Genomic DNA, 26,014 nt, shown 5'->3' with positions numbered 1-26,014 from the left:
GCGAGAGCAATTCCGGGAAAAACTGAAGCCGGTTACCCGTCCGGAATTGCGCAACAACGATCCAGGTCAGTGGGTCGCGCTGAGCTTGCCCATATTGACGAAGATGGTCTCGCCGGACGAATCGTCCACCCCGTCATTGTCGGTCACGAAATAGGCGGTGCCGTTCGCGTCGATGGCGAAGCCCTCGATCTTGTCGACCACATAGCCATTCGTCGCGGCTTTCATCTCCGGCAGCAGGTCACGCTCCAGCGTCTTTTCCACCAGCGGCAGGTCTGCATCCAGCGCAGCCGGTGCGAAACCGTCCAGCGACACGCTGTAGAGTTTCTTGATCTTCGCCGACGAGCCGATCTGGTTGTCGCGCTCCACGATGTAGAGCTTGCCGTCATGCGCAGTGATTTCGGAAAGGCCGACCCAGCCCTTTTCCGCCGCATCCAGCGGATAGCGAACGGCAGCCCATTCCTTGGAGGCAGGCTTGTAGCTCACCAGCTTCACCTGACCCTTCGGGTCGTCTTTCCATTCGCGCTGGATCGCCATCACCAGCATCTGGTCGTCGCCTTCGCCAACCACGGTCACGCCTTCCATGCCGAAGCGCTGCTCCACGGCGAGCAGTTCGGCGGGAAGTGCGATCTCCTGCTTGATCTCGCCCTTTGCATCGACGCGGAACAGCGCGTGCGGCGTCAGGCGGTCGGTGCGGCCTTCTGAAGCGAGCCAGAAACCACCCTTGCCATCATTGGCGATGCCTTCGAGGTCGAGCTTCTGGGCAGCCGCGCCATTGCGGGTCACGACCGTCTTTTTCGTGATCCGCGCCGGCGTCTGCGTCGCGTCGATGGTGAAGATCGCGGGCTGGTTGCCGTAGAACGAATCCGACACGGCGTAGAGCGTGCCGGGCTTTTCCGGATCAGCCACGAGGCCCGAAAGAGCGCCCCAGCCAAACGGTGCGCCGTTCTCGTCCATGGCGGATTCGATGGTCGGGTAGGCGGCCTTGCCCTCGGAAAGTTCGTAGACCATCACATGCGAGCGTGCGCCGCCGTCTTCGATCAGGTCCGCCTCATTGGCCGTCACCAGGAGGTTGCGCTCGGGAATGGCGACCAGACCCTCCGGTCCGATGCCCGACGGCCGCACCTGCCCGAATTCCGGCGCGCCGCCCGTGTCGCGGTAGACCGCGATGAGCGAAGCACGCTCCAGCGCAACGAAGATGTATCGCTGATCGCCGAAGGTCGCGACTTCGAGGCCCTCGGGCTCGGTGCCCTTGGCGTCGGAGCGCTTGTCCGGGTAGTGGCCGGCGGCTGCGGCGCGGAATTCCAGATCGTTGCCGCTGTCGAACAGAACCTCGCCCGTCTTGTTGAAGATGGTGAAGCTGCGCGATCCGCCTTCATAATCGCCCTCATTGGCGGTCACGAAGCGGTCATTGTCGAGCCACTTCACGGCGTCCGGCTCGCGTTTCACATTGGCTGCCGCCTGATCGAAGTCGATTGCGCCATTGTCCAGCGTGTCGATCTGTTCGAGGTCGATGCTGCCGGCGGCGAAATGGTTCACCACCGCGCCGCTTTCAGCCGAAACCACCGCGATGTGGTTGTTTTCCTGAAGCGTGACGACAATTTCGCCCGCGTCGTTGAAATCCACGAATTCCGGCTCCGGGTCGCTCGGCGCGATTTCGGCGAGACCGGCAAGCGAGACGGTTTTCATGCTGTCGCAGTCGGGCATGCCGTCGGTGAGCGTGAACACTTTGAGGTCGCCGGCAGGCATCTGCGGAATCACGCCGTCATTCAGGTCTTCATCGCGCTCATTCTCGATGGCGACCGCCAGAAAGCGTCCATCGGCGCTGATCGCGACCGAATCCGGCTGCCCGCCCAGCGCGCAGGAGGCTTCGGCGGTTTTCGCCGCCATGTCGATCACCACCAGATTGCCGGAAGGCTCGGTAAAGCTCTTCGAGGTGTTCACTGCCGCAATCGCCTTCTGGCCGACCACGCCCACGGAGGTGGGTTCGCCGTCCAGCATCACAGCGCCGCCGGCTTTCGGCGCGGCTGCATCGCTGATGTCGACGAAGCCGACGCCGCCCAGCGGGCTGTCAGAATAGATCAGCGTCTTGCCGTCCGCACTGCGGGCGATGATTTCCGAAGAGGTCTCCGTCGCCTTGTCGGCATCGGCCGGCAGGTTCTCGGCCACTGCAAAAGTGGCGATGCGGTTGAAATTCATCTCTGCCTGAGCCGGTAAGATGACAGCCGTGCTGGCCAGCAGAGCAAGAATGATCGCGTTGCGTTGCATGTTCAAAACTCCCTCAAGTCCCGTAGGAGCGGCACAATCGGAGGGCTTGGTTTCACGCCGATGACGGATCAATGACGGTTCGGTGACGTCCCCGTTCCGGGGTGCTGCGCAATTTGTTGCGTAAGGGGGGTGTTTCAGTTTATAAAGCGGACGAAATTTCCCAACATCGGTGGTTATAACCACCGCCCGCGCTAGGGACGCGGGCGAAGGAAGAGGATTCTTGAACTATGGCCAACACGCTTCTCATGCCCAAGGCCACCGCCGTGTGGCTGGTCGACAACACGGCGCTGACGTTCGATCAGATTGCAGAGTTCTGCAAGCTGCATCCGCTTGAGGTTGGTGCCATTGCCGATGGCGACGCCGCTCAGGGCATCAAGGGCATGGACCCGGTCATGACCGGCCAGCTCACCCGCGAAGAGATCGCCATGGGCGAGCGCAATTCGAACCACAGGCTGCGGCTTTCCGAGCCGAAGGTGCGTGTGCCGGAGACCAAGCGCAAGGGGCCGCGTTACACGCCGCTCTCCAAGCGTCAGGACCGCCCCAACGCCATTCTCTGGCTGGTGCGCAATCATCCGGAGCTCAAGGACGCACAGATTTCGCGTCTCGTCGGCACCACCAAGTCGACCATTGAGGCCATTCGCGAGCGCACTCACTGGAACTCGCCCAATCTCGTGCCGATGGACCCGGTGACGCTGGGCCTGTGCTCGCAGATCGATCTGGATCTGGAAGTGCAGCGCGCTGCCCGTTACCTGCCGCCGCAGGAGAGCACCGGCGAAACGCTTCTGCCGGCATCCGAGACCGAGCATCTGCCGCTCGGCGAGCAGGATTCGTCCTCCTCGGAAGAGAAGGAACTCGACGCAGAAGCTGTCTTCGCAAAGCTCTCGTCGATGCGTTCCACCGAAAGCAATGACGATGATGAGGACGATCAGTCCTGATTCGCGATACCTGATAATCTCCCCGGATTGCCGGGGAGAAATTAGAGCAGCCTGATCTCGTATCAGGCTGTTTTCGTATCGGGTGATGGCGGCAGAACGTCCTGTTGCAGAAGAGCTTCCGGTTCAGCAGGCCTGTGCCCTGCCGATCATGGCTTCATGAATTTCCATGCGGCGGTAGAAGTCGGCAAGCTGCTTGCCGCGCTCTGGCCGGAACCCGCGCCCTGCCGGTTTGATCGCCGCAATGCGGTCGATGCGAAAGGTGCGGAAATCTCCGCGCAGCTCGCACCAGGCCACCAACGTCCAGACCTTTCCCCAGAACCACAGGCCCAGAGGCCGCACATCGCGCTCCGATGTCCGGCCTGCCTCGTCGCGGTAGTCGAGGGCAAGCACGTCGCGCGTTTCCACCGCGCGCTCCAGCGCATCGATGGTCTGGCGGTCCATGTCGCTCACCACCCAGCGCGGGGTGTGAATTTCGGTTTTTGCAATCCGGTCGCGCTCTGGTTCCGGCAGCACGGTTCCGATCTTGATGAGCGCTTCTTCGGCGGCACGCGCCATCGCTGCGCCGCCGAAGGCGCGCACCATGCGCGCCCCGGCCACCAGAGCCACGATCTCGTCGCGGGTAAACATGAGCGGGGGGAGCTCGAACCCCTCCCGCATCAGATAGCCCACGCCCGCCTCGCCATCGATGGGAACCCCGGTCGATTGCAGGTCGGCGATATCGCGATAGATCGTGCGTTCCGAGACTTCGAGACGCTCGCTCAACAAACGCGCCGTAACCAGGCGCCCGCCCCGCAAATGCTGGACGATTTGAAAAAGTCGGTCAGCACGGCGCATGCGTTGTTCTCCTCACGCAAAAATTCCGAAGCTGTTTCCGTCGGGATCGAGACAATACACGAAACGACCGGCAGGAATAGTGACGATGGGCGACACCACTTTGCCGCCATTGTCCGTCACGCGCTTCATGGCGTCTTCAAGCGGCGCTGCGACTGCGAGATGAATGGTCGGCCCGGTGCCTTCGGGAGCTGGCTTGCCGGGGTAGATGTGCCCCGAGATGGATTCCTGCGGGTCTTTCGAGGCGAACACGGCAAACGGGTTCGGCCCGTCTTCCTGCAGCGCCAGTTCATTTTCAACGACAGCGCCATAGAAAGCGCGCGCCCGGTCCAGGTCGGTGACCGGAATTTCCGCCCAGACGACAGCATGCAACGGCAAAGTGGCAGACACTTGGGTAACCCTCCATTTTCAATGCCTGCAGAATGACACAGCCCTCCTGACAACACACTGTCAGGAGGGCCGTTACGCTACGCAGAAAAAAGGGCAGGGCATCATCGCCGACCGGTGCTGACGCCGTTTTGTCAGGAGATATCCGGCTTCACTTCCACCGTGTAGTTCAGCGGCAGGCGTCCGCCATCGGCGTAGATCGTCTGTCCCGTCACATAGCTTGCATCGTCATCGGCCAGGAAGGTTGCCACCGAGGCGATCTCGCCTGGCTCGCCGGCGCGGCCGAGCGGCGTGCGCGAGAGCATGCGGTTGCGCGCCGCCTGGTCGCTGTTCACCTTGGCCAGCATCTCGGTCATGATCGAGCCCGGCCCGATCGCGTTGACGCGAATGCCATAGGGCGCGAGCGCCAGCGCCATGACGCGGGTGAGCTGGTTCACGCCACCCTTGGAAACCGAATAGGCGATCTGCTCGGGGATCGCGAGAACGGCGTTGATCGACGACATGTTGATGATCGTGCCCGGCGCACCGCCATTCTGCACTTTCTCGACCATGAAGCGGGCCACGGCCTGCCCCGCGAGGAAGGAACCCTTCAGATTGATGTCGAGAACGCGGCTGAAATCCTCTTCGCTCAGGTCGAGAAAGTCGGACGCATGCACGATGCCGGCATTGTTGACGAGAATGTCCACGTCGCCGAAGGCGTCGATGGTTTCCGCCAGCATGTTGTGCACGTCCAGCCGCTTGCTCACATCCGCCTTCACGAAGCGCGCATCGCCCAGTTTTTCCAGATCGGAAAGCGCCTGCGCACCCTTTTCGCCATCCACATCGGCGATCACGACCTTGACGCCGTGGCGCAGAAACCGCTCGGCGATTGCATAGCCAATGCCGCTCGCGCCGCCCGTTACGATTGCTGTCTTGCCGTCCAGTGCCATGATGAATCCTTATGCCAAAAATCGGCCGGACCCTGCGCCGGGGGCACGGCAAGGTCAAGGGCAGCGCCCGTCACTTCCCGGACTTGTCCAGCGCCTCGCTGATTTCATCGAGGATCGCCGGATCGTCGATAGTGGCCGGCATCGCCCATTCCTGATGGTCGGCGATCTTCTGCATGGTGGCGCGCAGGATCTTGCCCGAGCGTGTCTTGGGCAGCCGCTTCACCGGCACCACCTTCTTGAACGCCGCAACCGGCCCGATGCGCTCGCGCACCATCGCCACCAGCTCGCGCTCCACCGTGCTCATGTCCGCCCCGGCCCTGCCGTGCAGCACCACGAAGCCGCAGGGCACCTGACCCTTGAGCTGGTCGGCAATGCCGATCACCGCGCATTCGGCAACGGCGGGGTGCTCGGCCACCACTTCCTCCATGCCGCCGGTCGAAAGCCGGTGTCCCGCCACATTGATGATGTCGTCCGTGCGCGCCATGATGAAGAGATACCCGTCCTCATCCAGCATGCCGGCGTCCGCCGTCTTGTAGTAACCCGGAAACTCGCTGAGATAGGCCTCGCGAAACCGCTTGTCGTCGTTCCAAAGCGTCGGCAGTGCGCCGGGCGGCAGCGGCAGCTTCACCACCACATTGCCGAGCGTGCCCGCCGGCACGGGGTGTCCCGCATCGTCCAGAACCTGAACGTCATAGCCCGGCATCGGCACGCCGGGTGAGCCATACTTCACCGGCAGCATGCCAAGCCCGACGGGATCTTGGCTGATTGGCGCACCCGTCTCCGTCTGCCACCAGTGGTCGATCACGGGAACGCCCAGCGTCTTCTCCGCCCATTTCACCGTGTCGGGGTCGGCCCGTTCACCGGCGAGAAAGAGCGTGCGGAAGCGTGAGAGGTCGTGTCCGGCCATCATCTCCGCATCCGGGTCCGCCGTGCGGATCGCGCGAAACGCCGTCGGCGCGGTAAAGAGTGCCGCCACGCCGTGTTCGGCGATCACCCGCCAGAACACGCCGGCATCGGGCGTGCCCACCGGCTTGCCCTCGAACAGAACCGTCGTGCAACCGTGTAACAGCGGCGCATAGACGATGTAGGAATGGCCCACCACCCAGCCCACATCCGACGCCGCCCAGAACGTCTCGCCCGGCTCGATGCCGAACTCGTTGAACATCGACCATTTGAGCCGCACCATGTGCCCGCCATTGTCGCGCACCACGCCCTTGGGGCGTCCCGTCGTTCCCGACGTGTAGAGAATGTAGAGCGGATCGGTGGCGAGCACCGGCTCGCACGGCACGGCAAGACCGGCAGCACGCGCCGCCTGCACCATCCGCGCATAGTCATGATCGCGTCCCTGCACCAGGTCGCAGCCCTGTTCCTCGCGCTGCAGGATCAGGCAGTTCTCGGGCTTGGCGGAGGAGAGGCGGATCGCCTCGTCGAGCAGCGGCTTGTAGGGCACGATGCGGCCTGGCTCCAGCCCGCACGAGGCCGAGATGATCGCGCGCGGAGCCGCATCATCGATGCGAGCGGCAAGCTCGCGGGCGGCGAACCCGCCAAACACGACCGAATGAACGGCCCCGATGCGCGCGCAGGCCAGCATGGCGAACACCGCTTCCGGCACCATGGGCATGTAGATGACCACGCGGTCGCCCTTGCCGACGCCGAAATCCCTCAGCACGGCGGCCAGCGCCGTTACCTCGTCCTTCAGCTCGCCATAGGTGAAGCTCTTCTTGCGGCCGCTGATCGGGCTGTCATAGACGAGGGCGGGCTGGTTCTTTCGCCCGCCCTCGACATGCCGGTCCACCGCATTGAAACACGTGTTGCAGGTCGCGCCGGGGAACCAGCGCCCGTAAACGCCGGACTCCGCGTCGAAAACCCTGTCCCAGGGGCTGTACCAGTCGATTTCGGCGGCAGCCTCCGCCCAGAAACGCTCCGGATCCTGCTGCCAGCTCCGGTAAACCTCGTGATAGCGCGACATCACCCCGCCTCCTCCCTGCGGTTTGAGCCTGATCTCGCCCGACGATAGCGGATCGTTGGCGGAAAGGTAAATCAGACTTGCGGTGAAGGCGATGGTTTTGACAGGTGGGGCCGGCAGCGGGCACAAGGGGCTATGGTTTCCCGAATCGGACCGTCATGACCAAGATCCTGCTCCTGCTCATTCTGGCGATGATGATCGTGCACATCATCCGGCCGCTCGGCCTTCCAGGCCTGAAGCGCCGTGCCGACTTCTGGAAGCTCGCCCTGATCGCGCTTGGCGCGGTCTCGCTCACCATTCTTCTACGAGGCGGCGAGTAGGGCGCAGGTGATTCCCGTGAAACACTGAGCCGGCTCTGGAGCATTTTGCAGTCAGGTGGAATCACCTGACGTCCGCATAAATGCGGCGAAACAGGCATATGGAGCAGAGCAGCGTTTCCATGAAACACTGAACTGCTCTGAGCAGCAGCCCTGCACCACCCCAGCACCCACCCTGGCACCCAAAAAAAAACGGCCCGCCGACAGTCGCCGACGGGCCGTTCCAATGCGTTCTCGATACCTGCCTGATCAGGCGGCTTCGAGGCCAGGCTCCCACTTGCCGGTGGCGGCGAGGCTGTTCATCTTCGCGCGGTGGCCGAAGGCCTGCTGCGCGGCAGCGACGTTTTCCTTCTTGCCGCCCCATGCCTTCAGGCCGGCGGCCTGCAGCGCACGGCCATAGGAGAAGGTCAGCGCCCACGGCATGTCGAAGCCGGCATTCATGAGCGAGAGATGCGCCGTCGCTTCTTCGTCCGACTGGCCGCCGGAGAGGAAGGCGATGCCTGGCACGGCGGCCGGAACGGTCGACTTCAGGCAGCGCACGGTCTTCTCGGCCACTTCTTCGCGGCTCGCCTTGCGGGCGTTCTTGCCGTCGATGACCATGTTCGGCTTCAGCACCATGCCCTCAAGCGAAACGCGTGCGTCGTAGAGCTCGTCGAAGACGGTCTTCAGAACCCACTCGGTGACTTCATAGCAGCGGTCGATGGAGTGATCGCCCGGCTTGCCGTCCATCAGCACTTCCGGCTCCACGATCGGCACGATGCCGGCTTCCTGGCAGAGTGCTGCATAGCGCGCGAGCGCCTGTGCGTTCTGCTTCACCGCGCCCCAGCGCGGCAGGTCGTTGGAGATCGAGATCACGCCGCGCCATTTGGCGAAGCGCGCGCCAAGGCCGTAATACTCGTTGAGGCGGTCACGCAGGCCGTCGAGGCCCTCGGTGATGGTTTCACCTTCAAAGCCGGCCAGCGGCTTCGCGCCGCCATCGACCTTGATGCCCGGCACTGCGCCGGAGGCCTTGATGAGATCGACCAGCGGCGTGCCGTCGGCTGCCTTCTGGCGGATCGTCTCGTCGTAGAGGATGACGCCGGAGATGCAGTTCTTCATCGCATCGTCGGCGCGGAACATCATCTCGCGATAGTCGCGACGGTTCTCTTCCGTCGACTCGAGGCCGATCGTGTCGAAGCGCTTCTTGATGGTGCCGGAGCTTTCGTCCGCTGCCAAAATCCCCTGTCCCGGGGTCACCATGGCGGCTGCAATATCCTCAAGCCGTTCGCTCATTTCAGGTCTCCTGTCTGTTCATACCCGGGCGCATAGCAGATGCGCCCGGCAAACGGAATGCGCCCTCTCAATCCCTAATCGATTGAAATGACAGACTATTCACACTTTGCTTAACGCAGGGGTGAAAAGTGGCTCCTGACCTGTGAAACGAAGCGAATTCAATCGATCTAAGCGGATTTCGAAAGTGCAACGACTCCGGGCAGCGCCTTGCCTTCCATCCATTCCAGAAACGCGCCGCCAGCGGTCGAGACGTAGGAGAATGCGTCTGCCACACCGGCATGGTTGAGCGCCGCCACCGTGTCGCCGCCACCGGCCACCGAGACGAGCAGTCCTTCGCCGGTACGGTGTGCTGCATGCTTTGCAGCGGCAACGGTTGCCGCATCGAACGGCTCGATCTCGAATGCGCCCAGCGGGCCGTTCCAGACCACCGTGTCGGCGCGGTCCAGCCACTCATTCACCTTCTCGACGCTCTTCGGGCCCACATCGAGGATCATGGCGTCCGCCGGAACGTTGTCGATGGCCACCACTTCGCTTTCCGCGCCGGCCTTGAATTCGCGCGCCACCACGGCGTCCACCGGCAGGATCAGCGCGCAGCCGGCTTCCGCAGCCTCGATCATGATCTGCTTGGCGGTCTTCGCCAGGTCGTGCTCGCACAGCGATTTGCCCACTTCCGTGCCGCGCGCGGCGAGGAATGTGTTGGCCATGCCGCCGCCGATCACCAGCGCGTCCACCTTCTTCACCAGGTTCATCAGGAGGTCGATCTTGGTGGAAACCTTTGCACCGCCGACAATGGCCAGCACCGGCCGCGCCGGCTGGCCGAGGCCCTTCTCAAGCGCTTCGAGTTCTGCCTGCATGGTGCGGCCCGCATAGGCCGGCAGCAGGTGGGCGAGGCCCTCGGTCGAGGCGTGGGCGCGGTGTGCAGCCGAAAAGGCGTCGTTCACATAGATGTCGCCATTCTCGGCCAGCGCCCGGGCGAATTCGGCATCGTTCTGTTCTTCGCCGGCATGAAAGCGCGTGTTCTCCAGAAGCAGAATGTCGCCATTGGCCATCTCGGCAATGGCCTCAGCCGCCGGTGCGCCAATGCAGTCCTTGGCGAAATGAACGCGGTGGTCGAGCACGCTCTCCACGGCGTAGGCGATGGGCTCCAGCGAGGCAGCCGGATCGGCCTTGCCCTTCGGGCGGCCGAAATGCGCCATCAGGATGACCTTCGCGCCCTTGCCAGACAGTTCCGTGATGGTCGGCATCACGCGTTCGATGCGGGTGGTGTCGCTGACCTTGCCGTCCTTCACCGGAACGTTCAGATCGACGCGCACCAGCACGCGCTTGCCTGCAATGTCGTTGAGGTCGTCAAGGGTCTTGAAGTCCGGCATGGCGCGTCGCTGTCTCCTGTGTGGGTTCTGAAACGGTGCATTGTGTCGACCGCCTGAACCGCTGGTGGAACGGTGATGTAAATTCGCTGGCGACCATACAGCGCCGCGCGCCGGGCGCAAGATGGCGCAGTGATTATGAGCCGGCGTCGGGGCGGGGCTTCCTGCGGAAAATCCGGCGCATCAGGTCGCGCGGGCTGAGCAGAAGCGGCACGCGCACCTCGGGGGCCTGCGGCTCCACCGAAAGTCCGGCGGCGATGACGCGCCCGTCCTCGTCCACATCGCGCACGATCAACTCGATCTCGCCAAGCGTTGCGCGGTCGCCATATTCAGCGCGCCCGCCAAGCCGCTCGCGCATCAGTTCGGCAATGGTCTTCTTCTGCTCGTCCTCGCTCAGCCCCGGCGCATAAGCCGCCTCGATGTCAGAGGCCGGGCGTTCGGGATCGACCGAGAACGCGCCGAAGAAGTCCGCATCCTCCGGGTCCATTTCCACCGGGCTTGCGAACAGCCGGTCGAGCAGGCGGGGATAGCGGTCCGGCACGAAGATGTAGACATGGTCTCCGGCAGAAAGCCGTCCCGCATACTGATAGGTCATGGAGCGCCCGTCGCGCACCACGAGCGAGGGCTTGGCCCAGCGTGGAATGCGCTGGCCACGCTCCACCGGGCTTCCCGCCACCACGCGATAGGCCAGAAGCTCGTGGCGGGCGGAGCCGGGCAGTTCCAGCTCCACCTTGTTCAGCGGCCCCATGCGCGGCGGCAGCGTCAGTCCCAGCCGGCGCGCCAGCGGTCCCACCGTCCAGCCCTGCACGATCAGCGACACCAGCACGATGATGAAGACGATGTTGAACAGCGCCCGCCCGTTCGGCAGCTCATCGATCAGCGGCGTGATCGCCAGCAGGATCGATACGGCTCCGCGCAGGCCCACCCACGAGACGAAGGCGCTCTCGGCGGGCGAGAACCGGAACGGCGCAAGGCACAGTGTCACGGCCAGCGGCCGGGCGACGAAGATCAGGAACAGGCCGATGAACAGCGCCGGCAAAATGATGTCGGCGAATTGCGACGGCGTGGCGAAGAGGCCGAGCACGAGAAACATGATGATCTGCGCCAGCCAGGTCACGCCGTCCTGAAAGCGCTTCAGCATGGCGGTCGAGCGCAGTTTCGCATTGCCGGCGATCAGACCCGCCACATACACGGCGAGGAAGCCCGATCCGCCCATCGCGCCGGCCAGCGCAAACACCAGAAGCGACAGCGCCAGCACGAAAATCGGCAGCAGCCCCTGTTCCAGCTTGAGCTTCACCACCAGCCGCACGATGCTCCAGCCGCCAACAAGCCCGGCCATCAGGCCGATGCCCATCTGCTGCAGAAAGCCGATGGCCACATCGGCGGCCAGCGTGTCCGCCTGCATCGCCTCGCCGCTGGCGATCAGCCCGACAAGCGAAAGCGTGAGGAAGATGGCGATCGGGTCGTTCGATCCCGACTCCACTTCCAACGTGGAGCGCACCCGCTCGCGCACGGAGATGTTGCCCACCCGCAGCAGAAAGAACACCGCCGCTGCGTCTGTCGAGGCCACGGTCGCGCCGAGCAGGAGGGATTCCAGCCAGCCAAACCCGGTCACGTAATAGGCGGCGACGCCGACCAGCCCCGCGGTCATCAAGACGCCGATTGTCGCCAGCACGAGCGCAGGGGCGGCGGCCTGTCGGAAGGCGGCCACCGATGTGCCGAAGCCCGAATCGAACAGGATCACCGCCAGTGCCAGCGAGCCGATGAAATAGGCGACGGCTGCATTGTCGAAATCGAGGCCCAGCCCGTCCGTTCCGGCGGCCAGACCAATGCCGAGAAAGATGAGAAGCAGCGGTGCGCCGAAGCGAAAGGCGATCAGGCTCGAGAACGCGGCAAAGAGCACAAGCGCCGTGCCCACCAGCGTTATGACGTAAATGCCCTGATCCATCCGCCTCTCTTCATCCACTTCGTCGCAAGTTGCTGTTCTTTTTCATAAAGGATGCGGCGGAAGTGAGATGCAAGGGCATGGACAAAAGAAAAACGCCCGGCGCGATGGCCGGGCGTTCTGAAAAGGCGTGAGAATGGAGTTAGATGGTCTTTCCGAACGCAACCGCCGTGTCGGCCATGCGGTTGGAGAAGCCCCATTCATTGTCGTACCAGGACATGACGCGAACCAGGTCGCCGTCGATCACCTTCGTCTGGTCGAGCGCGAAGGTGGACGAGGCCGGGTTGTGGTTCAGGTCGATGGAGACCAGCGGCTCGTTGGTGTAGGCGAGAATGCCCTTCAGCTGGCCGTCGGCAGCCGCCACGAGCGCGTTGTTGATCTCTTCGACGGTGACCTTCTTGCTCGGCACGAACTTGAAGTCGATGACCGAGACATTCGGGGTCGGCACGCGCACGGAGACGCCGTCCAGCTTGCCATTGAGCTCCGGCAGGACGAGGCCAACGGCCTTGGCCGCGCCGGTCGAGGTCGGGATCATGGACATGGCTGCCGCGCGGGCGCGGTAGAGGTCCTTGTGCATGGTGTCGAGGGTCGGCTGGTCGCCCGTATAGGCGTGGATGGTCGTCATGAAGCCCTTCTCGATGCCGAAGGCGTCGTTCAGGACCTTGGCCACCGGAGCCAGGCAGTTGGTGGTGCAGGAAGCGTTGGAGACGATCAGGTGCTCGCTGGAGAGCTTGTCATGGTTGACGCCGTAAACGACCGTCAGGTCCGCGCCGGAGGCCGGAGCCGAAACCAGAACGCGCTTTGCGCCGGCCTGCAGGTGCAGCGAAGCCTTCTCCTTGGAGGTGAAGATGCCGGTGCACTCCATCACGATGTCAACGCCCAGCTCGCCCCACGGCAGCTTGGACGGGTCGCGCTCGGCGAACACCTTGAAGGAGTCGGAGCCGATGCTGATCGTGTCGCCGTCGACCTTCACCTCGGAAGGGAAGCGGCCATGCACGCTGTCATAGCGCAGCAGGTGAGCGTTGGTCTCGACGGGGCCGAGATCGTTGATCGCGACAATGTCGATGTCCTTGCGGCCCGACTCGTAGATCGCGCGTACGATATTGCGGCCGATGCGACCAAATCCGTTGATGGCTACTTTGACGGTCATGAACTTCCTCCGGCAGGTGGGTGGCCGTGCGCTGGCACGGAAAGAGACGCCGCTTCATAGCGGCGCAAGAGGCAAGAATCCAGATGGCGGGGCAGGCATTCGCCCGCCCCGAACCCTGATAAGGCCGCTATCGGCCTCAATCGAGCTCTGCGAGCCGCTTCTGCGCGGCGCTGGCAGCGGCCTCGGCGGTGATGCCGAAGTGCTTGTAGAGCTCCGGTGCGGGCGCGCTTGCCCCAAAGCCGGTCATGCCGATGAACACGCCGTCGGAACCGATGATCGCATCCCAGCCCTGGCGAATGCCGGCCTCGATGGCGATCTTCACCGGCGCATTGCCGGTCACGGCCTTGCGGTAGTCTTCGCTCTGCTGCTCGAACAGCTCGAAGCACGGCACCGAGACGACGCGGGCCGGGAGGCCGGCGGCATCCAGAAGCGCCTTGGCGTCCATGGCGATTTCCACTTCCGAGCCGGTGGCGAACAGCGTCACCTTGGCGTCGTCTTCCGAACCGGCCAGCTCGTATGCGCCGCGGGCGCTCAGATTGTCTGCTTCGTGGCTGGTGCGCACGGGCGTCAGGTTCTGGCGCGACAGGGCGAGCGTCGAAGGCGTCTTGCGGCTTTCAACGGCCACCTGCCAGCACTCGGCGGTCTCCACCGCATCGGCCGGGCGGAACACGAAATGGTTCGGGATCGCGCGCAGCGCGGCCAGATGCTCCACCGGCTGGTGGGTCGGGCCGTCTTCGCCAAGGCCGATGGAATCATGCGTCATCACGAAGATGGAGCGGATCTGCATCAGCGAGGCCAGACGCATGGCCGGACGGGCATAGTCCGAGAACGTCATGAACGTGCCGCCATAGGGAATGATGCCGCCATGCAGCGTCATGCCGTTCATGGCCGCGGCCATTGCATGCTCGCGGATGCCGTAATGCACGTAGCGGCCGGAGAAGTCCTCGGCGCTGATCGGGCCGGTCTGGCTCGTCTTGGTGTTGTTGGAGCCGGTCAGGTCGGCGGAGCCGCCAATGGTTTCCGGCAGCACGGCGTTGATTGCTTCCAGCGCCATTTCGGAGGCCTTGCGGCTTGCCACTTTCGGCGGCTCGGCTGCAAGCTTCTCCTTGTACTCGACCATGGCCGCGTCAAAGTTCTCCGGCAGGTCGCCGCGCATGCGGCGCTCAAACTCGCCGCGCGTCTCGGCGTCGGCTGCTGCAAGGCGGTCTTCCCAGGCCTTGCGGTCCTTTGCCGAATGCAGGCCGGCCAGGCGCCAGTCGTCGAGAATGTCGGAGGGGATCGTGAAGGGCTCTGCGTCCCAGCCAAGCGCCTTGCGCGCGCCGGCGATCTCTTCCGCACCCAGCGGCGCGCCGTGAACCTTCGCGGTGCCCGATTTGGTCGGAGCGCCGAAACCGATGGTCGTGCGGCAGGCGATCAGGGTCGGCTTGTCGGAAGCCTTCGCGGCTTCGATCGAGGCAGCAATCGCTTCCGGGTCATGGCCGTCGCAGCGGATCGTGTTCCAGCCGGAGGCCTCGAAACGGGCGCACTGGTCGGTGGAATCGGTCAGCGAGATCTCGCCATCGATGGAGATGTTGTTATCGTCGAACAGCACGATCAGCTTGTTGAGCTTCAGGTGGCCCGCCAGCGTCAGTGCCTCCTGGCTGATGCCTTCCATCAGGCAGCCGTCGCCGGCCAGCGCATAGGTGTAGTGGTCAACCAGATCATTGCCGAAGCGGGCGTTCAGAACGCGCTCGGCAATCGCCATGCCGACGGAGTTTGCAAAACCCTGGCCGAGCGGGCCGGTCGTCGTCTCGATGCCGGCTGCGTGGCCGAATTCCGGGTGGCCGGCCGTGCGCGAGCCGAGCTGGCGGAAATTCTTGATCTCATCGATCGTGATGTCTTCGTAGCCCAGCAGGTAGAGCAGCGAATAGAGCAGCATCGATCCATGACCGGCCGAAAGAACGAACCGGTCGCGGTCGGCCCAGTTCGGGTTTTTCGGGTCATGCTTCATGAAGCGGGTGAAAAGCACAGTGGCGATATCGGCTGCGCCCATGGGCAGTCCGGGATGGCCCGATTTGGCTTTCTCTACCGCATCCATGGAAAGGAAGCGGATCGCATTGGCCATCCGGTCGTGTTTGTCGCGTGAGATCATGATTGCTCGCTGGTCCGCATAAGGCAGTTATCGGGGCGCTGCCTGGGCAGCGCTGACCCCTTGGAAAAAGCAGGCGACACATAGCATTTGCGGCCTTGAAGTCAACAAAGGGGCCGTTTTCACCAGATTGTCTGCCGCTGGGGGAGGAGCGTTATGTATCAACCTTGTTACACCAATTTGGGGGATTAGCCGACGTGTTTTGTTGACGGGGGCTTCACCCGGCGCCTAATCTTTTGGGCGTAACTGTATAGTAACGCCAGCGATTCGCGTTCACCGTCCCGGCAGACAGCCAGTGGCGTTTGCGTGGGGGAGGCGGGCGCATCGCGCAGTTTGGCGAGAGAGAGTAAGCAAGATTGCCTGTGTCAAAACATTTTCGGACAATCCGTGCCGGCGTCGCATATGCGGCGGGCGCCTTCCGGAAATGCAGGACTGGGGTTGGCGGCCATGAGTGGTGACAACACGCTCAAGGAGGTGATCGGTCGGTTGGACAAGGCCATGTCCTCGCTTGAGGATGCGGTTGACGCCCGGCTGGAGCGGGATCGGGAATTTGTCGATTCCGATGCCGAAGTGCAGCGCATGAATGCCGATCGCGCGCGACTGGCCCAGGAAATAGACAAGTCCGAAGCGCGGGCCCAGCGGCTCGAAGAGGTGAACCGCGAGGTTTCGCGGCGTTTGGTCACGGCCATGGAAACGATCCGTGCCGTGCTGGATCGGTAGGGCGAAGCGATGGCACAGGTTACGGTCACCATTGACGGCAAGTCCTATCGCATGGCCTGCGATGAGGGGCAGGAAGATCATCTCGTCAATCTCGCGCAGCGTTTCGACCGCTACATCACGCATCTGAAAGACGCGTTCGGTGAGATCGGCGACCACCGTCTTGCGGTCATGGCCGGCATCATGGTCATGGACGAGCTGGTGGAACTGCAGAAGAAGACGCGCGGCATGGAGGGCGAGATCAACACGCTCCGCAAGACGCGCGACGAGGCGGTCAGTCAGGCTGACCGGAACGATTCCGCCGTCACCGGCATGCTGGGCGATCTTGCCACACGCATGGAAACTCTCGCCGACAAGCTTGCCGGCAAGCCGTAAAACGACGCATAAGCCTGTTTTCCCCGATTTGGGCAATGGCAAGTCAGGCACATGAAGAAACCAAGCAAGAACGATACCCGCGTCCAGCTGGCCGTCATCGGCGCCCCGCAGGGCCTGCGCGGCGAAGTGCGGGTGAAGACATTCACCGGCGATCCCCTGGCCATTGGCGATTACGGTCCGCTCTCCACCGAGGATGGCCGAACCCTGACCGTTCTGAATGTGCGCCCCGCCAAGAATGTGGTGGTGGCCCGCTTCGCCGAGGTGGGCGACCGCACCGCCGCCGAAGCGTTGAACGGCACGGCTCTCTTTGTCGAGCGGGCCGCACTGCCCGCCGATCTTGAGGAAGACGAGTTTTATCATGCCGACCTGATCGGCCTTTCCGTCATCGACGGCGAGGGCGAGCGCGTCGGCAGGGTTCAGGCGCTGCATGATTTCGGCGGCGGCGACATCATGGAAGTCGCGCTGGCCGTGGGCGGAATGGCAATGGTTCCCTTTACGCAGGCTGCCGTGCCTCAGGTGCGCGTCTCCGAGGGGCTCGTTGAGATCGACCGCGTCGCTGCCGGCCTTGTCGATGATGAGGATGCCGACGATCTGGACGATGCCGATGGTCTTGACGATGCGGGCGGGCCCGATATGCCGGGCGATGGGGATGCGCCGTGAGTTTTCGCGCAACGATCCTCACTCTCTATCCGGAAATGTTTCCCGGTTCGCTTGACCTCTCGCTTGCCGGAAAGGCGCGCGAGGCCGGTCGCTGGTCTCTGGAAACGGTCCAGATCCGCGATTACGCCACGAGCAAGCACCGCAATGTCGATGACACGCCGGCTGGCGGCGGCGCAGGCATGGTCATGCGCGCCGACGTTCTGGCGCGCGCCATCGATGACGCCGCGCCGGCCGATGATCCGCGTCCCCGCCTTTTGATGAGCCCGCGTGGCCGCCCGCTCGACCAGCAGCGCGTGCGTGAGCTGGCGGCCGGTCCGGGCGCGGTCATTCTGTGCGGCCGGTTCGAGGGCGTTGACCAGCGTCTGATCGAGGCGCGCGGTCTCGAAGAGGTTTCCATCGGCGATTACGTGCTCTCCGGCGGCGAGCCGGCAGCGCTGGTTCTGCTCGATGCAGTGATCCGGCTTCTGCCCGGCGTCATGGGCAATGATGCGTCCGGCGACGAAGAGAGCTTCGAGGGTGGTCTTCTGGAGCACCCGCAATACACGCGCCCGCAGCTCTTCGAGGATCGTCCGATCCCGGAGATCCTGTTGTCGGGCAATCATGCGAAAATCGCCGCCTGGCGGCGCGAAGAGGCCGAAAGGCTGACGCGCGAGCGCCGTCCCGATCTCTGGGCGGCTTATAAGGACGGCGGAAAGTGAAACGCCTTCTGCGGCTCGAGGGCGCATCTCTGGCGGTTCTCGCCCTTATTCTCTATCAGCTTTCCGGCGGCAACTGGTGGCTGTTCGCCATGCTTCTGTTTGCGCCGGATCTCGCCATGCTGGGCTATCTCGCAGGCCCGCGCGTCGGCGCATGGTGCTACAATCTCGTCCATGCCTGGCCTGCTCCGGTTTTCGTCTATCTCGTCGGACTGGTGCTGGACGCGCCGCTCGCCACGCATCTGGCGCTCATTCTCGCCGCCCATATCGGCGCAGACCGCGCGCTTGGCTACGGGCTGAAACATGAGAGCGGGTTTCGTGATACGCATCTGGGGCGGATCGGTTCGGACTGAGATTTCGGGCGCGGCAGCCGCCGTTCCATATTGATTCTCCCCGCAATGTCGTGTATGCGCACCCAACGTAACGGCTCCGGCCGGTTTGGATCTAACCAAAGAACACGTGAATTCGCTCCTGTTCCTCCTTTGGGAGGGCACTCTTCAGGCGGTGCACAACTGCCATTGGGATGAGCGCTCTGACGGTTCGAGAAGAACAAGAGGACAGTGAGATGGACATTATCCGTCAGCTTGAGGCCGAGCAGGCCGAGAAAATCGAAGCTCAGCGCAAGATTCCCGAATTCCAGCCCGGCGACACGGTTCGCGTTCTGGTTCGCATCACCGAAGGCACCCGCACCCGCGTGCAGGCCTATGAAGGTGTCTGCATTGCCCGCTCCGGCGCCGGCATCCACGAGAACTTCACCGTTCGCAAGATTTCCTACGGCGAAGGCGTCGAGCGCGTGTTCCCGATCTACTCCCCGCTCGTCGAGGGCGTAGAGGTGGTCCGCCGCGGTAAGGTTCGCCGCGCGAAGCTCTACTACCTGCGCGACCGTCGCGGTAAGTCCGCACGCATCACCGAGAACACCAGCGTCCGCGCCCGTCGTCTCAACGACTCCGTGCGTCAGGCTGCTGCCGAAGAAAAGGCGCGCATCGAAGCTGAGAAGCGCGCTGCTGCCGAGGCTCTGGCCGCCGAGAAGGCAGCTGAAGAAGCCGCCAAGGCGCAGGAAGCTGCTGCTGCAGAGAACAACGCCGAGTAGTCTCTCCGGCATTGGGTTTTTAAGAAAGGCGCACTTCGGTGCGCCTTTTTTGTTTTGATTGGTTTCCTTTACGGCGCTTGCCGCCATTCTGGCTCTTTTACTGGGAAACACTCTGCTTTAAGGAAAAGACCATCACCCGGCCGAGCATCGGTCCGCCACAGGGAGATTGGTCCATGACGTTGCGTACGTCCCTTCAGGCTGCGTCCTTCGCGGCTGCCGCTTTCATGTTTTCCGGTTTTGCCGTCGCTGCCGATACGCTGCCCGACCTTGAGGGTCGTGAAGTCGTGGTCGTCACGGAGAATGCCTACCCGCCGCTTCAGTTCATCGACCCCAAGTCGGGCGAGCAGATCGGCTGGGAATACGATGCGATGAACGAGATCGCCAAGCGTCTCAATTTCTCGCTCACCTACCAGAACACGAGCTGGGACGCGATGATCCAGTCAGTTGCCGACCGTCAGTACGACATCGGCATGACCGGCATCACCATTCGTGACGACCGCAAGGAAAAGGTGGATTTCTCCGCCCCCTATCTGCGCTCCGAAATGTTCATGCTGGTGCGCAGCGACGAAGACAACTTCTCCGACGCGGAAAGCTTTGCGGCCTATGAAGACGGTCTGGTGGGCGCGCAGCCCGGCACCTCGCCCTTCTACACCGCCGTCTATGAAGTGCTCGACGGCAATGAAGCCAATCCGCGCATCAAGCTTTTCGAGACCTTTGGCGCGTCCGTTCAGGCGCTGCGCTCCGGCGATGTCGACATGGTGCTGACCGACAGCACCGGCGGCCAGGGCTATGTCGATGCCTCCGATGGCGCTCTCCAGCTCTTCAACGAGGCCCTCGGCTCCGAGGATTTCGGCTTCATCTTCGCCAAGGGCTCCGATCTGGTCGAACCCGTCAACGCAGCGATCGCCGCCATGAAGGCCGACGGCACGCTCGACGCCCTCAACAAGAAATGGTTCCTTGAATACAAGATGGGTGAATAGGACGTGGTTGCCCCGCGTCCTGCCGGCCTGACCGGCCGCCCGTCGAGGAAACTCTAGAGCCCATGGCGGTGTCCGGTTCCAGACCCGCCGCCAAACGCGATTTCCCCTGGTGGCTTGTTGCCGCCGGGGTCATCGCCGTCGGCGTCGCAATCCTCATTGCCACCAGCGAACTCTACGCGCAGGTCTTCTCCATCGTTTCCAAGGGCATCGGCATCACCGTTTTCGTCACGGTGGTGGGCTTTGCGCTGGCCACGGCCGTCGGCCTTGGCATGGCGCTGATGAGCCTGTCCGGATCTCTGGTGCTGCGCCAGATCGCCCGTTTCTACGTGGAGATCATTCGCGGCGTCCCCGTTCTGGTGCTCCTGTTCTGGATCGCCTTTGCCGGTGTTCCGATCATCGTGACCGGCTGGAATGCGGTCACCGCGCCTTTGCAGGAGGCGGGCGTTCTCGGCGAGTTACGGGTGCGCGACATTTCGCTTCTGTGGCGTGCCATCATCGCGCTCACCATCGGTTATTCGGCCTTCATCGCCGAGGTTTTCCGCGCCGGCATCCAGTCGGTTGACGAAGGCCAGATCGAAGCCGCCAAGGCGCTCGGTCTGTCGCGCTTCCAGCGCTTCCGCCTCATTGTCCTTCCGCAGGCGATCCGCACCATCCTGCCGCCGCTCGGCAATGATTTCGTGGCGATGGTCAAGGACTCCTCGCTGGTCTCCGTGCTCGGCGTCGCCGACATTACCCAGATGGGCAAGATCTACGCTTCGGGCTCGTTTCGCTTCTTCGAAACCTACTCGATTGTCGCCTATATCTATCTCATCCTGACCATCGGCCTGTCGCTGGCCCTGCGCGGGCTGGAACAGCGCCTGCGCAAGAATCAGGCAAAGCGTTAGGGTCCTGACCCTGGAGACCACCGCAACCGGGGCTGGCTGTCGCGCCCATGCCCCGGTAGCGCAATTCCTGCCCTCATGCGCGCATAGCGGCAGGCATTTGCCTTCTGCCGAAGACGCCCGGCACGGATAGATTGCCGAGCCCGGGAAAGGCTGGTATTAGCCCTCTCATGGAAGCACTTTTTGGAAATCCGGCCTACAAGGGCTTTGTTCTGCAGGACGTCAAGCGCCTGCCGGGCCGCTTCTTTGCGCGGGTTTCCGGCTCGCTTCTGAGCCGACTGCCTTAGGCGGACACGCCAACCGGCTCGGCCTTCCCGTCCGCAACGCGCCGCGGGAACGCAACGAGACAAGAGATTAGCCGGCCAGCCTTCCATTTCGCTCCGCTAGGGATGAACAAAATGACCAAAGCACGCACGCTCTACGACAAGATTTTCGACGACCACCTGGTTGATCAGCAGGACGACGGCACCTGCCTGCTCTACATCGACCGCCACCTCGTGCACGAGGTAACGAGCCCGCAGGCCTTCGAGGGCCTCCGCATGGCCAGCCGCGATGTGCGCCATCCGGAAAAGACGCTCGCCGTCGTCGACCACAACGTGCCCACCTCGCCCGACCGCAAGTTCGGCATCAAGAACGAGGAAAGCCGCATCCAGGTTGATGCGCTGGCAAAGAACGCCGCCGATTTCGGCATCGAATATTACGACGCCAATGACGAGCGTCAGGGCATCGTCCACATCGTCGGGCCGGAGCAGGGCTTCACTCTGCCGGGCATGACCATCGTTTGCGGCGACAGCCACACCTCCACCCATGGCGCGTTCGGCGCTCTGGCGCACGGCATCGGCACCTCCGAGGTCGAGCACGTTCTGGCCACGCAGACGCTCATCCAGCGTCGCGCCAAGAACATGCTGATCCAGGTCGATGGCGCGCTGCCTGCCGGCGTCACCGCCAAGGACATCATCCTTGCCATCATCGGCGAGATCGGCACCGCCGGCGGCACCGGCCACGTCATGGAATATGCCGGTGAGGCAATCCGCGCGCTTTCCATGGAAGGCCGCATGACCGTCTGCAACATGTCGATCGAAGGCGGCGCACGCGCCGGCCTCATCGCGCCGGACGAGACCACCTACGCCTACATCAAGGACCGCCCGCGCGCGCCGAAGGGCGATGCATGGGAGAAGGCGCTTGCCTACTGGGATTCGCTGCGCACCGATGAGGGCGCGGAGTATGACCGCATCGTTCGTCTCGATGCCGCCAACCTGCCGCCCATCGTCACCTGGGGTTCCTCGCCCGAGGATGTCATCTCCGTCACCGGCGTCGTGCCGAACCCGGACGACATCGCCGAGGAGACCAAGCGTATCTCCAAGAAGCGCGCGCTTGAGTATATGGGTCTGACGCCGGGCACGAAGATCACCGACATCGCCGTCGACCGCGTCTTCATCGGCTCCTGCACCAATGGCCGCATCGAGGATCTGCGCGAAGCCGCGAAGGTCGCCGAGGGCCAGAAGGTCAAGGACAGCGTCAACGCCATGATCGTGCCGGGCTCCGGCCTCGTGAAGGCGCAGGCCGAGGCCGAAGGTCTCGACAAGATCTTCAAGGCTGCCGGCTTTGACTGGCGTGAGCCGGGCTGCTCCATGTGCCTTGCCATGAATGACGACCGCCTGAAGCCGGGCGAGCGCTGCGCTTCCACCTCGAACCGCAACTTCGAGGGCCGTCAGGGCTTCAAGGGCCGCACGCATCTCGTGTCGCCGTCCATGGCCGCCGCTGCCGCCATCGCCGGTCACTTCGTCGACATCCGCGAGTGGCCGAAGGGCTGATCCGCGCACCGCATCGCGCACCAATAAAAAAGGCCGGTCCCAGCGACCGGCCTTTTCTTTTGCTGTCTTGAAACGATGAACCGCTCTAGAGCGTTTCCGCTTTTCGCTGAGTCTTGAAAACGCTCTAATTCATTGTTTTCGTGCAATTCCGGACGGAAAACCGGTTCCCACTTTTCCTGGAATTGCTCTAGTGCGTCGACTGCGCCGCGCGAACCTTGGCCACGTCCTCCGCCGAGATGGCGGCTGCGTCATTGCCCCAGGAGGAGCGCAGGAAGTTGACGAGTTCGGCAACCTCCGCGTCGTCCAGACGCTCTGCATAGCCCTGCATCACGAGCTTCATTGGCCGCTTCTCGGTCGAGGGAACCTCTGCGCCATTCAGAATGACGGAGATCAGCGGGCCAACCTCGGCGCTCACCACCATCGGGTTGTTCTCGAGCTCCGGGAAGATCTCCGGCGCGCCCTTGCCGGTCACGAAGTGACAGCCCGAGCAATTGTCGAGATAGAGGCGCGGTCCGAGCGGCATGTCGGGGCTGGCTTCCGTCAGCATGGCTGCGGTTTCTTCACCTGCCGCATCCGCTTCCGGCTGTGGCATCGCCTTCATCACGCCGGCCACCTCGGTGGTCTCCGCATCCTTGCCCTTAAGGAAGGCGGCGATGGCGAGATTGTCCGCGTCGGTCAGATGCTGGAGCGAATGCTCCACCACCAGCGCCATTTCGCCATTGGCGGCAGAATGCGCGTTGCGGCCGGTGGCCAGATAGTTTGCCGTCTCTTCAACGCTCCAGCCCGCAATGGTCGAATTGGGACCATAAAGCGCCGGCGCTTCCCAGCCGTCGATCACGCCGCCGGCGAGGAACGTCTTCTGGCTCGCCGTCACACCGTCCTGCATCATCAGATCGTTGCGCGGGCTGTGGCAGGCGGCGCAATGGCCCGCACCCTCCACCAGATACTGCCCGCGATCCTGCATCTCCGATGCGCCCAGCGGCTTGAACCCGGCCTCATGCGAGAGCGCCATCCAGTTCCAGGCGCGCAGGCCCCAGCGCTGGTTGAACGGGAAGGCGAGTTGCGTCGCCTGCACCCGGTTCTCCACCGGCTCCACACCGTTCATGAGATAGTCGTACAGCGCGCGGATGTCCGCCTCGCTCATGAAGCGGAAGTTCTCATACGGCATGGCCGGATAGAGATGCGTGCCGTCCGGCATCAGGCCGTCGACCATGGCCGCGCGGAAATCGTCAAGCGACCAGCCGCCGATACCGGTCTTCGGATCGGGCGTGATGTTGGTGGACCAGATCGTGCCCATGGGGCTTTCGATGGGGCGGCCGCCGGCCAGCGGTTCGCCGCCTTCCGCCGTGTGGCAGGCCACGCAGTCGCCCGCATACATCACATACTGGCCCTGGCCCTCTTCCGGCTGCCAGTCGGCCGCCAGGTTCTGGGTGGGGGCGGAGCGTTTCACCGGAACGAACACGAATGCCAGAAGGGCGATGACGCCCACCACAACGAGCCCGGCGAGGATTCTGAGAAAGGTTTTCATCTGTATGCTCCTCAGACCAGCGGACGCGGATTGGGCAGATACTGGGTGCGGATCGCCTGAACCGTCCAGTAAGCCAGGCCGCCAAGCAGGCCCGTCGGGTTGTACTGCGTGTTCTGCACGAAATTGCCTGCGCCCATGACGAAGACATTGTGCTTGTCCCAGGCCTGGCAGTAGCGGTTGACGACACCTTCCTGCGGGGTTTCCGACATGATGTGGCCGCCGGTGTTGTGCGTCGTCTGGTAGGGGCGCACGTCATAATGCGCGCCCGGTCCCTTGAAGCCGACCTGCATGATGTCCGGGTTCATGGATTTGGCGAGCGGCTCCATCTTGCTCTTCATGAACTGGTTCATGCGCAGATCATTGTCGTGCCAGTCGAAGGTCATGCGCATCAGCGGACGGCCATGACGGTCCGTATAGTTCGGATCGAGGTCGAGATAGTTGTTCGCATAGGCAAGGTTCGAGCCGTGCGAGCCGATCGACATGGCGTGGCCGTACCAGCGCCCGATGCCCTCTTTCCAGCCTGCGCCCCATGCGGGCGTGCCCTTGGGCAGCGGCATGTTGCGGATCGGCTGGCCGTTGAACGTGCCCGAGCGCCAGTAAGCGCCGCCAATGAAGCCTTCTTCGCCGAAATCGATCTGGTTGATCGCGAAATCGTCGATGCAGGTGCCGTTGGCGCCATGCCCGACGAACGGGTTGAAATTGTCGTCCTCGAAGAACATCGAGATGCCGCCATTCATCTGGTAGGCATAGTTCTTGCCGGTAACGCCCTTGCCCGTGGCCGGGTCATAGGGTTCGCCGATGCCGGAGACGAGCATCAGGTGCACATTGTTCAGCTGATAGCTCGACAGGATCACCAGATCCGCCGGCTGGAACACCTCTTCCTGCGCTTCCTCATCGAAATAGGTCACGCCCGTCGCCGTCTTGCCGTCTTCGGCCATTTCCACCCGCAGCACTTCGCAATGGGTGCGGTAGGAGAAGTTCGGCTTGCGCTTCAGCGCATCGAGGATCGTCGTCTGCGGCGAAGATTTCGAATACTGGTAACAGCCATAGCGCTCGCAGAAGCCGCAGAAATTGCACGGCCCCATCTGCATGCCATAGGGGTTCACATAGGCGGTGGAGGCGATGCCCGCCGGCGCAGGGAAGGGATGGTAGCCCGACGCGATACAGGCATCGTGGAACTTCTGGCTGTCCCATGTGCGCGGCAGCGGCGGCATCGGGAAGTCCTCGGAGCGCCAGCCCTCGAACGGGTTGCCGCCTTCGCGGATCTCGCCGTTGAGATTGCCCGCATAGCCGGAAATGCCCGCCACTTTCTCGAACTGCGTGAAATACGGCTCGAGTTCGTCATAGCTCACCGGGTAATCGCCGATGGTCATGTCTTCGGCAATGATATCCTCGCCCCAGTTTTCGATGACGTAGGATTTCAGCTTCAGCTCTTCCGGCATCGGACGCCAGTTGAGGCCGTTCCAGTGGGTGCCTGCGCCGCCAACGCCATTGCCCGGCAGGAAGGAGCCGAGCTTGCGGTAGGGGCGGGCGGTTTCGTCTTCATTGCGACGCACCGTCACCGTCTGCTGGCTCAGCTTCTGCATCATTTTCAGACGCACGCCGTATTTCAGCTCATCAATCTGGTTGGGATACTTGAAGTTCGGCACGGTCGACTGGTCCGGGCCGCGCTCCAGCGCGACGATCTCAAGGCCGTCCTGCGCCAGCTCGATGCCGGCGATGGCGCCGGTCCAGCCCAGGCCGACGATGACGACGTCTTTCTTCTTTTCCTGACGCGCCATG

General features: G+C 63.2%; 23 protein-coding genes. 11 read left to right on the top strand and 12 right to left on the bottom strand.

Annotated elements, in window-relative coordinates; translation table 11 throughout:
- Positions 1-66 precede the first annotated feature (66 nt).
- Complete coding sequence (locus ACRTG1_RS20725; RefSeq protein WP_432517042.1) at positions 67-2,265, bottom strand: esterase-like activity of phytase family protein; 2,199 nt, start codon at positions 2,263-2,265, stop codon at positions 67-69.
- 227 nt (positions 2,266-2,492) lie between these two features.
- Between ACRTG1_RS20725 and ACRTG1_RS20720 the strand changes: the two genes are divergently transcribed.
- Positions 2,493-3,200, top strand: coding sequence for a DUF1013 domain-containing protein (locus tag ACRTG1_RS20720; RefSeq protein ID WP_283800574.1), 708 nt, complete (start codon positions 2,493-2,495; stop codon positions 3,198-3,200).
- A 123-nt stretch (positions 3,201-3,323) separates the two neighbouring features.
- Here ACRTG1_RS20720 and ACRTG1_RS20715 read toward each other — a convergent pair whose 3' ends face one another.
- From ACRTG1_RS20715 to ACRTG1_RS20700, 4 genes are all read right to left on the bottom strand, one after another.
- On the bottom strand, positions 3,324-4,034 hold the full coding sequence (locus tag ACRTG1_RS20715) for a helix-turn-helix transcriptional regulator (RefSeq protein WP_113153496.1): 711 nt from the start codon (positions 4,032-4,034) through the stop codon (positions 3,324-3,326).
- A 12-nt stretch (positions 4,035-4,046) separates the two neighbouring features.
- The gene (locus tag ACRTG1_RS20710; protein WP_206545664.1) at positions 4,047-4,421 is read right to left on the bottom strand and encodes a VOC family protein; all 375 of its coding nucleotides are present in this window, start codon (positions 4,419-4,421) and stop codon (positions 4,047-4,049) included.
- Between the two features lie 131 nt (positions 4,422-4,552).
- Positions 4,553-5,347: an SDR family NAD(P)-dependent oxidoreductase gene (locus ACRTG1_RS20705; protein ID WP_113153494.1), complete on the bottom strand. Its 795-nt coding sequence runs from the start codon at positions 5,345-5,347 to the stop codon at positions 4,553-4,555.
- 70 nt (positions 5,348-5,417) lie between these two features.
- On the bottom strand, positions 5,418-7,319 hold the full coding sequence (locus tag ACRTG1_RS20700) for a propionyl-CoA synthetase (RefSeq protein WP_432517040.1): 1,902 nt from the start codon (positions 7,317-7,319) through the stop codon (positions 5,418-5,420).
- A gap of 152 nt (positions 7,320-7,471) precedes the next feature.
- On the opposite strand from ACRTG1_RS20700, the gene ACRTG1_RS20695 reads away from it, so the two are divergent.
- Entirely contained in the window at positions 7,472-7,633 is a 162-nt protein-coding gene (locus tag ACRTG1_RS20695; protein WP_204360853.1) for a hypothetical protein, read from the top strand.
- 246 nt (positions 7,634-7,879) lie between these two features.
- On the opposite strand, the gene ACRTG1_RS20690 is transcribed toward ACRTG1_RS20695, so the two are convergent.
- The 5 genes from ACRTG1_RS20690 to tkt form a co-directional block, all read right to left on the bottom strand.
- Entirely contained in the window at positions 7,880-8,902 is a 1,023-nt protein-coding gene (locus ACRTG1_RS20690; protein WP_113153493.1) for a class I fructose-bisphosphate aldolase, read from the bottom strand.
- Positions 8,903-9,069: 167 nt separating this feature from the next.
- Positions 9,070-10,272 (bottom strand): phosphoglycerate kinase, encoded by a 1,203-nt coding sequence (locus ACRTG1_RS20685; RefSeq protein ID WP_206553247.1) that lies wholly within the window; start codon positions 10,270-10,272, stop codon positions 9,070-9,072.
- Between the two features lie 133 nt (positions 10,273-10,405).
- The gene (locus ACRTG1_RS20680) at positions 10,406-12,217 is read right to left on the bottom strand and encodes a potassium/proton antiporter (protein ID WP_113153491.1); all 1,812 of its coding nucleotides are present in this window, start codon (positions 12,215-12,217) and stop codon (positions 10,406-10,408) included.
- Between the two features lie 139 nt (positions 12,218-12,356).
- Positions 12,357-13,364, bottom strand: a complete 1,008-nt coding sequence (gene gap, locus ACRTG1_RS20675; protein ID WP_113153490.1) for a type I glyceraldehyde-3-phosphate dehydrogenase — start codon at positions 13,362-13,364, stop codon at positions 12,357-12,359.
- A gap of 136 nt (positions 13,365-13,500) precedes the next feature.
- Entirely contained in the window at positions 13,501-15,495 is a 1,995-nt protein-coding gene (gene tkt / locus ACRTG1_RS20670) for a transketolase (RefSeq protein WP_206548017.1), read from the bottom strand.
- Between the two features lie 444 nt (positions 15,496-15,939).
- Between tkt and ACRTG1_RS20665 the strand changes: the two genes are divergently transcribed.
- The 9 genes from ACRTG1_RS20665 to leuC all read left to right on the top strand — a co-directional run bounded on the left by ACRTG1_RS20665 (position 15,940) and on the right by leuC (position 22,704).
- Entirely contained in the window at positions 15,940-16,212 is a 273-nt protein-coding gene (locus ACRTG1_RS20665; RefSeq protein WP_206545668.1) for a DUF4164 domain-containing protein, read from the top strand.
- Between the two features lie 9 nt (positions 16,213-16,221).
- Positions 16,222-16,584 carry a cell division protein ZapA gene (locus tag ACRTG1_RS20660; RefSeq protein WP_206545669.1) on the top strand — a complete coding sequence of 121 codons (363 nt, stop codon included), beginning with the start codon at positions 16,222-16,224 and terminating at the stop codon, positions 16,582-16,584.
- 51 nt (positions 16,585-16,635) lie between these two features.
- Complete coding sequence (gene rimM / locus ACRTG1_RS20655) at positions 16,636-17,244, top strand: ribosome maturation factor RimM (RefSeq protein WP_432517037.1); 609 nt, start codon at positions 16,636-16,638, stop codon at positions 17,242-17,244.
- Positions 17,241-17,942 carry a tRNA (guanosine(37)-N1)-methyltransferase TrmD gene (gene trmD, locus ACRTG1_RS20650; protein ID WP_206545671.1) on the top strand — a complete coding sequence of 234 codons (702 nt, stop codon included), beginning with the start codon at positions 17,241-17,243 and terminating at the stop codon, positions 17,940-17,942. Before rimM ends, trmD begins: the two co-directional genes overlap by 4 nt.
- Positions 17,939-18,292, top strand: a complete 354-nt coding sequence (locus ACRTG1_RS20645) for a DUF4260 domain-containing protein (protein WP_206545672.1) — start codon at positions 17,939-17,941, stop codon at positions 18,290-18,292. Before trmD ends, ACRTG1_RS20645 begins: the two co-directional genes overlap by 4 nt.
- Positions 18,293-18,504: 212 nt before the next feature.
- Positions 18,505-19,029 (top strand): 50S ribosomal protein L19, encoded by a 525-nt coding sequence (gene rplS, locus ACRTG1_RS20640; RefSeq protein WP_113153484.1) that lies wholly within the window; start codon positions 18,505-18,507, stop codon positions 19,027-19,029.
- Between the two features lie 173 nt (positions 19,030-19,202).
- Positions 19,203-20,009 (top strand): transporter substrate-binding domain-containing protein, encoded by an 807-nt coding sequence (locus tag ACRTG1_RS20635; protein WP_299940679.1) that lies wholly within the window; start codon positions 19,203-19,205, stop codon positions 20,007-20,009.
- 62 nt (positions 20,010-20,071) lie between these two features.
- Entirely contained in the window at positions 20,072-20,893 is an 822-nt protein-coding gene (locus tag ACRTG1_RS20630; protein WP_113153482.1) for an amino acid ABC transporter permease, read from the top strand.
- Between the two features lie 395 nt (positions 20,894-21,288).
- The gene (gene leuC, locus ACRTG1_RS20625) at positions 21,289-22,704 is read left to right on the top strand and encodes a 3-isopropylmalate dehydratase large subunit (protein ID WP_113153480.1); all 1,416 of its coding nucleotides are present in this window, start codon (positions 21,289-21,291) and stop codon (positions 22,702-22,704) included.
- A gap of 187 nt (positions 22,705-22,891) precedes the next feature.
- Here the strand turns inward: leuC and ACRTG1_RS20620 are convergent, their stop codons facing one another.
- Positions 22,892-24,232 (bottom strand): cytochrome c, encoded by a 1,341-nt coding sequence (locus tag ACRTG1_RS20620; RefSeq protein ID WP_206995363.1) that lies wholly within the window; start codon positions 24,230-24,232, stop codon positions 22,892-22,894.
- Between the two features lie 11 nt (positions 24,233-24,243).
- Positions 24,244-26,013 carry a GMC family oxidoreductase gene (locus ACRTG1_RS20615; protein WP_113153478.1) on the bottom strand — a complete coding sequence of 590 codons (1,770 nt, stop codon included), beginning with the start codon at positions 26,011-26,013 and terminating at the stop codon, positions 24,244-24,246.
- Position 26,014: the final 1 nt, after the last annotated feature.

The organism is Nitratireductor sp. PBL-C9 (assembly GCF_050877045.1).
Taxonomy (GTDB): Bacteria; Pseudomonadota; Alphaproteobacteria; order Rhizobiales; family Rhizobiaceae; genus Nitratireductor; species Nitratireductor aquimarinus.
This window is presented reverse-complemented; position numbering and strand designations above follow the sequence as displayed.